4 protein-coding genes are annotated in these 7,271 nt (G+C 40.1%); 3 read left to right on the top strand and 1 reads right to left on the bottom strand.

All coding sequences use genetic code 11. The features are described 5' to 3' along the window. Both H7254_RS04380 and H7254_RS04385 read left to right on the top strand, forming a co-directional pair. The coding region (locus tag H7254_RS04380; RefSeq protein ID WP_301931829.1) for a SusC/RagA family TonB-linked outer membrane protein at positions 1–3,045 on the top strand (3,045 nt) is incomplete at its 5' end. Positions 3,046–3,072: 27 nt separating this feature from the next. After that, the gene (locus tag H7254_RS04385; protein WP_301931830.1) at positions 3,073–4,749 is read left to right on the top strand and encodes a SusD/RagB family nutrient-binding outer membrane lipoprotein; all 1,677 of its coding nucleotides are present in this window, start codon (positions 3,073–3,075) and stop codon (positions 4,747–4,749) included. A gap of 247 nt (positions 4,750–4,996) precedes the next feature. Here the strand turns inward: H7254_RS04385 and H7254_RS04390 are convergent, their stop codons facing one another. Continuing rightward, positions 4,997–5,821, bottom strand: coding sequence for an alpha/beta fold hydrolase (locus H7254_RS04390; RefSeq protein ID WP_301931831.1), 825 nt, complete (start codon positions 5,819–5,821; stop codon positions 4,997–4,999). A gap of 395 nt (positions 5,822–6,216) precedes the next feature. Here H7254_RS04390 and H7254_RS04395 point away from each other — a divergent pair. Beyond that, positions 6,217–7,271 (top strand): carbon-nitrogen hydrolase family protein (locus H7254_RS04395; protein WP_301931832.1); only part of this gene is annotated, 1,055 nt, incomplete at its 3' end.

A 7,271-nucleotide genomic window follows, 5' to 3' on the forward strand; every position in this document is an offset into this window, starting at 1 on the left:
GTAGTTACTGCCCTTGGTATTACAAAACAAAAGCGCCAGCTTGGTTATTCTGTAACCAGTATTAAAGGATCGGAACTTGCAAAAACAAATGAAGTAAATCCCATTAACGCACTGCAGGGACGAGTTGCCGGCGTGCAGATTGACCAAGGCGCCGGGGGATTATTTGGTAACACAAAAATTATTATCCGGGGTAATTCAACTCTTGGAAAAAATAACCAGCCCATATTTGTTATCGATGGTGTTATAATGGACAATGATATTTTTAGTGGTGAGGGGCGTGACTTTGGGAACGACCTTAAGAATTTAAATATGGAAGATTTTGAAACAGTATCTGTTTTAAAAGGTTCAGCGGCAGCAGCCTTATACGGCACAAGAGCCATTAATGGGGTAGTACTCATCACTTCCAAAAAAGGTACACAGCGTAAGGGCCTTGGCGTAAGTCTAAATCAAACATTAAGTCTGTCTAACCCCTATAAAGGGCCCGACTTTCAGAATGAGTTTGGTGGAGGTAGTGTTGGAGCTTTCTTTACCGATAACCGGGATGCGAATTATACAAGTGATCAAAACTGGACAACCAAAGTTTTTCCCATTGATCCTGTTACAGGAAAACCATATATTGATCGCCAGATTCAAAGAGAAGGCGAAAACTGGGGTCCGAGAATGCTTGGTCAGGAGGTAACAAACTATGACGGAACCGTGACCAGGTATATCCCTCATCCCAATAACTACCTCAATGCTTACCAAAATGGCGGCGGTACTAATACCAACGTAGCGATCGATGCTGCGACGGATCGTTCCTCATTCCGTTTTTCTTACAATTACAATGATGCAAAGGGTATATACCTCAACAATAGTTTAAAGAAAAATTCCTTTGATCTCAGGGTTACCCATAAAATTACGGACAGGATAAATATTGATATCAGCACGGCGTATACTGATTTCAAAGGAAAAAATCCTCCCCGTTTAGGAGGGTTAGATGCATTTGGCTCTTATAATGTCGGCCACATGTACACCTGGGTGCTTCCCAGAAACTACGATACAAAGTACTGGATGCAACCTGATAAATATACCAGCGTTTTGGGCGGTACACCTGACCCTACTAATAATGCAGAGCCTAACAAATCACCCGAATCAAGGTTTTGGTTTAATTTATATAACGACAATTATACCCAGAACGAGCAAATGCTCCGGAGCCGGATAGCGTTAACAGCAGACATAACAAGCTGGGCAAAAGTGGTGCTGGAAGGAAACATCAATAATCTTTACCGCAAAACAGAAAATAAAGAATTAGGCGAGAAGGCAAACTTTACAGGAGGATCTTATTCTATGGGCTTTAACACCAAGGAATCTAAATTTTTAAAAGCCATGGTGATGATGAATAAAGAAGTTAATAAAGATCTCACCATTTCAGGATATGTAGGAGCTGAATCACAGGATTATAAAACAACCTATTCCTCCAGTACAACAAGCGGCGGTTTAAATTACCCTGGTAATTTCTTTATAGCCAATTCTGTTAATCCACAAATTGTGGAGGGTGGTACACTTAACAGAAGAAAATTAAATTCGGTGTATGCAAGTGCAGATATCGCTTATAAAAATCAATTCTTTTTACAGGGAACATTTAGAGGCGACTGGTCGTCTGCATTAACCTACACAAATGGTTCAGGTAACAATTTTTATAAATATCCAGCCCTAAGTGCTTCCTGGGTATTTTCAGAAACTTTTAAATTACCAGACTGGTTTTCATTTGGTAAATTAAGGTCTAACATTGCAGCACTGGGTGGTGATACGGATCCATTTTCACTGAATGCCGGCTTTGCGTTGAATGGCTTCAGCAGTGCAAATGGAGTTACAGTTCCTTCGTCAACTTACTCTTCCAGCAGGGTACTTCAACCAAATATACAGCCTGTTAGAAAGATCTCTAAAGAAATTGGGCTTGATCTTCGCTTTCTGAAAAGCAAGATTGGCCTGGATGTTAGTTTTTACCAGGACAATACAAAAAACCAGATACTCGATATAACTGCCCCGGTGGAATCCGGTGTTAGTTCTATTTTAATCAATGCAGGAAATATTCAAAACAAGGGTATTGAAATTGCAATTGATGCAACGCCTGTAAGTACTAAAAATTTTTCCTGGACTACCACGCTTAACTATTCAAGAAACCGCAACCTGATTGTTTCTTTGTATCCCGGAAGAAGTGAATACAACCTGGGTGCAGACATTGCAGAAATCAGCACCTGGGCAGTAGTAGGAAAATCATACGGTATCCTACGGTCACAGATCAATTCAATCCCTTCGTCTGTGCCCGGCCAGCCAATTTTAAGATGGAGGGGAGATGCCCGTGCAGCCTTTCCGCAAAGGAGCAATTACTGGCAGGACGTAGGCGATATTAATGCCAAATTCCGCACCGGGTGGGACAATACTTTTCGGTATAAAAACTTTACTCTGAATATATTGCTGGATGCCAAAATTGGAGGAGACTTTGTATTGTCAAGTTACAGGTATGGTACACATACCGGCGTTTTCCCTAATACATTATTTGGAAGAGATGCGGCACATGGAGGTATTACTTTTACCAGTAAATATGATGGTATTACTTATGATGATGGCATTATTGTAAAGGGTGTATTTGACAAAGGACAAAGCATTACACAGGCAGACGGAACCAGCGTGGATGTTGGCGGGCTGACCTTTGAAGAAGCTTATAAGAAAGGTTTTGTAGAGCCCACCCATCTGCCGCAATTCGGTTACAGGTATGGTTCTTCCTCAACGGGAGTGTCCGATTACTGGGTAGTTAAAAGTTCATGGATATCGCTTCGCCAGGTGGCGGTAAGTTATGCCTTTAATGAAAAAGCATTTAAAAAACTAAGGTTAAAAGGATTAAGTGTAAGTATTGCAGGCAGAGATTTACTTTACCTGTACAATACATTGCCGTATAATTTTAATCCGGCTTCAAACAACTCAAATAATACAGCATATTCCGGGGAGAATGGATTTCTTCCTATGACAAGAAATATAGTTCTCTCTCTTAGGGCAAACTTTTAATTTAAAGGAAAATTTTAAAATAATTATATGAAAAATTATAAATCGGGATTCAGCCTTTTGGGAGCAGGCGTAGCGATATTACTTCTCTGCACGGGTTGTACAAAAGATTTTGGAAATATCAACACCAATCCTTCAAACGTAACCACACCAGATCCTAAATTTTTGATGACCTATACAGAAGACAAATTGTCTGTGAATGGAACTGAATGGGTTTGGGAAAGTTTTGAACAGTTGTTTCGGTTTACGCAACATTTTACGTCAAGCCCATACGAAATAACCTCCAATGCCAATAGCAGGTACGGTATATTTTATTCGCAGGTGCTCCCAAATCTATTCGAAATCAGGAGACAGATTAGTTTAAAGTCCGACTCGGCAGACTATGCAAAAATGGGTGCAGCCACTTATATTCTGCAGGTATTGCAGGGTATAAAAGTTACCGATTTAAATGGTTCTATTCCCTATACAGAAGCTATAAAAGGAAGGTACGAAGGCGTATTTAATCCCGTGTTTGATACGCAGGAAACCCTTTTTGCTACCTGGTTAAACCAGTTAAACAATGCCATCACAACCCTGGCTGCCGCCAATACACCAACAATTAAAAGCTTTGGAACTTCGGATGTTTTTTATAAAGGTGACTGGACAAAGTGGATAAAACTTGCCAATACATTGAAGCTAAGAATTGCAGCCCGATATGAAAACCAGGACAAAGCCAAAACCACCAAAATAGCAGGTGAAGTAATGGCCGATGCAACCGGGCCGATAAAGAATGTAGAAGATAACCTTACTTACGCAAATGTTACTTACGATGCGGCAGGCGGTGCTATTAACTACAGGGACATTAAATATGGAGGAATCGCTATCGTAGATTTTATGAAAAAAGTAAACGACCCCCGGATAAAAGTGTATTTTAATCCAAATAGTTTAGAGGGCTCTTTTAAGGATACACTTACCAAATATGGTAAAACACTGCCTTCCTTTATTGATATCAACGACCCCTTGATCCAGTTTCAGGGTGGGCCTATTGACTGGACATTGAATGTACCGCAAAAAGCTTATTTTGGAAGTAATGGATTTGATGGAGGTGGTCTGAATAAATATTTCCTGATTTCTACCATCAACCGTAGATTTTATGCGCCTCGCTGGGATGGCAGTACCTCCGGCACCTTTACTGAATTACTGGCCAGCGCAGGTGAATCCTGTTTGCTGATTGCCGAATTTATTAAGAAGGGTTATATTTCCGGCGACGTTGCAGCCTGGTACAATAAAGGTATTGAAGCATCCATAAAAACTATGAATGCCATTGCAGTAACTGCCGGCTCTACCCTGGCTTATTCGGGAGAGGGCGCAACAGAAATAGCGGCTTATCAAAACAATACCAATGTTGTTTTAAACGGCACCAACGACCTGGAGCGGATATATATTCAGCAACATCTAAACTTGATCCGTCAGCCAAATGAAGCCTATGTTTTTGACCGCAGAACCGGGTATCCAAAAACCGGCTCCACCTATTATCCAAGAGAAACATTTGGAGAAAAAATTCCACGTCGATTCTGGATCAATGATCCCGGCGAAGTAAATCGGGTAAATTGGTCTGCAGCCTATACTGCGCAAGGATTTACACCGAATGTACAGGATGTTTTAACCTTATCCAATGAGCGGGTATGGTACGATAAAACAGCTCCTGAATTTGGAAAGGGACTGTAAAAGTATTTAAAATACGGGTGTGTATTTCTCGGAAAAATTGCGGAGTTGGTTTTGGTTATCACTAAAAAGGGGCAGCCGTCGGTGTGCCTCTTTTTTTATAAAACTATTTAATAAGTGATGAACAAAATGAAAAATTATTACAAAGTCTGCCACTTGATTTGTTTGAGCAAGTTGCTAAAATCATTGGATACCGCATGACGAAAGAAAAGGATTGTTTACGATTACTGCATATTATAAAATACGTTGGTTAATACTGATGCTGCTGTAAAAAATGAATCACAGCGTTCGAGAATTCACTGGTAGCAGCAGCATGGTTGTGATCACCAGGAACAGTTGCCAAGGTGCTGTTTGGCAATAACTTTGCGAGTTTAGCCGCAGAGCCGTTGTCGGCATCTTCACTACCGCTTATCACCAGTACAGGTTGTGTTATTTTCCCCAGCGCTTCTTTGGAGGTAGCAGGTTGCGATCTTTGTAAATAGGCCAACGCCAGCTGATCTAAATTTTGTTGTTGTACATACGCCACCATTGCTTTTAATTCCGGAATAGAATCTCCCATCAACGCCCTGTAAAACATAATCCTTCGTGGCCAAAATGGATTGGTAAAATCAGTACCCATACCACCCATTACAGCCGTTTGAATATTTTTATCCAGCACCAGCAAACGGGCTGTAATAATTGAGCCTCTTGAATAGCCCACCACACTGTATTTTTTTACTTTCAGCAAGGCCATCAGTTGTATCATATCTTTTGCTTCGGCATCATTGTCATAAGCAGTGGAATCATGCGGTTTATCTGATTTACCATTGCCACGCATATCCGGTATAATTACTTTGTATCCGGCATTCAGCAGGTCTGGATACAATGCGGCTTTTTTCCATGAATTGCCGTTTACAATAAATCCGTGCAGCAATAAAACGGGCTTGCCTTTGCCACGCACTTCATAATAAATTTTAGTGCCGTCAAAAGAAGAAAGATATCCTGAATCTTTGGGGAATTTTAAAATCAATGAATCGGTTTGTGCTGTTGAAACAGCCACTATAAAAAAGCAGGAAATAAAAAATATTGATCGCATGTGTAATAATTATTTTTGTGAAGTTATTTTAATTTGTGGATTTAAATTTTGTGCCGGTTGGGTTTCGTCTGTAATAGTTGCTGCGATTATTTTCTTATTGATAAAAAAGGAGTCTTGAGACCTGTCCGGTTTTGTGAATTACTTTTTACAGGTGTTGGTAAAATCTGTAGGCCTGTAAATGCCAGATGCTGGTAGACGGTATCGGTGGTTGCCAGGTGTATGGCGATATTGATGCAGGCAATGTAAAAATCCCTGGTTTAAACACTTGAGAAACTACTGTCTGACATTTTGTTTATCTTCAACAATCGTTCTGTTTGCCATCACTACTTAGAAGCATGTAATTTTTTTTATTTTAGTTTTAATATTAAGGTTAAAACCATTAATCAATTTTATTCATGAGAACCTTTATTATATTTTCAGGAGTATTTGTTTTGGTCTTGTTTACAGGCTATAATATCTGGGCCGAAATGGACCGGGTAAAAGAAAAAACAACTGTATCTCCTTTTTATAAAGAAGGACTTTCTTATACCGAGTTTGGTACTGATTCGGGGAAGGGCAATGTCATTGGCATTCAGCCCTATTTAACACCGGATAATTACGCCACAGCATCCAATTTTAAAAATATTCTTCGTGTATATTTTGAAGCACTGAAAAAGGAAAATAAATTAACCGCCCAATCGGTAGTGGTATTGCCGGAATACATTGGTACCTGGCTGGTTGCAGCCAACGAAAAGGAAAACATTTACCATCAGCCAACCATGGATGCAGCAATGACAAATATTGTAATCAGCAACCTGTTTAAATTTTTTGTAAATTATTACCGTGCGCCTGTACAAGATAAAATGAAATACGCTCTTTTTAGTATGAAGGCGAAACAAATGGCTGCCATCTACGAAAATACTTTTTCGCAATTGGCTAAAGAGTTTAATTGTGTTATTGTAGCCGGTTCCATCGCATTGCCAGATGCTTTTATAAACAAAAGGGGAGAGCTTGAAATTAATAACCAGAATAAAATTTATAATACCTCTGTAGTTTTTAGTGCCAAAGGCAGAATCATTCCACCATTGGTGAAGAAAATTTTTCCGGTAGATGATGAACAGGGGTTTTCTGCTTGTGGCAAAACAGACCAGGCTCCCGTTTTTTCAACTAGGGCAGGAAAGATGGGTTTACTTATTTGTGCCGATAGCTGGTTTCCGGGTGCATATAAAAACATTGCGGGCAAAGCCGATTTTATTGTAATACCATCGCTGGGGGGTGCAGACAGTATATGGAATGCGCCCTGGGACGGATGCATTGGCTTTAAGGCTCAGGCAGATGTGGACACCACCTTGTACAAAAAAATTACCAAAGGAGATGCCTGGATAAAATACAGCATGGGCAGAAGGGCACCTCAATCCAGCATTCATTATGGTATGAATGTGTTTTTTACAGGGCGCTTATGGGACTTAAA

This window comes from Ferruginibacter sp. (genome assembly GCF_014377975.1).
Lineage (GTDB): Bacteria > Bacteroidota > Bacteroidia > Chitinophagales > Chitinophagaceae > Ferruginibacter.

What these genes read in the sequence shown, in the direction of transcription:
- H7254_RS04385 (WP_301931830.1), top strand. Translation starts at nt 3,073, where the DNA reads ATGAAAAATTATAAATCGGGATTCAGCCTTTTGGGAGCAGGCGTAGCG.
- H7254_RS04390 (WP_301931831.1), bottom strand. Translation starts at nt 5,821, where the DNA reads ATGCGATCAATATTTTTTATTTCCTGCTTTTTTATAGTGGCTGTTTCA.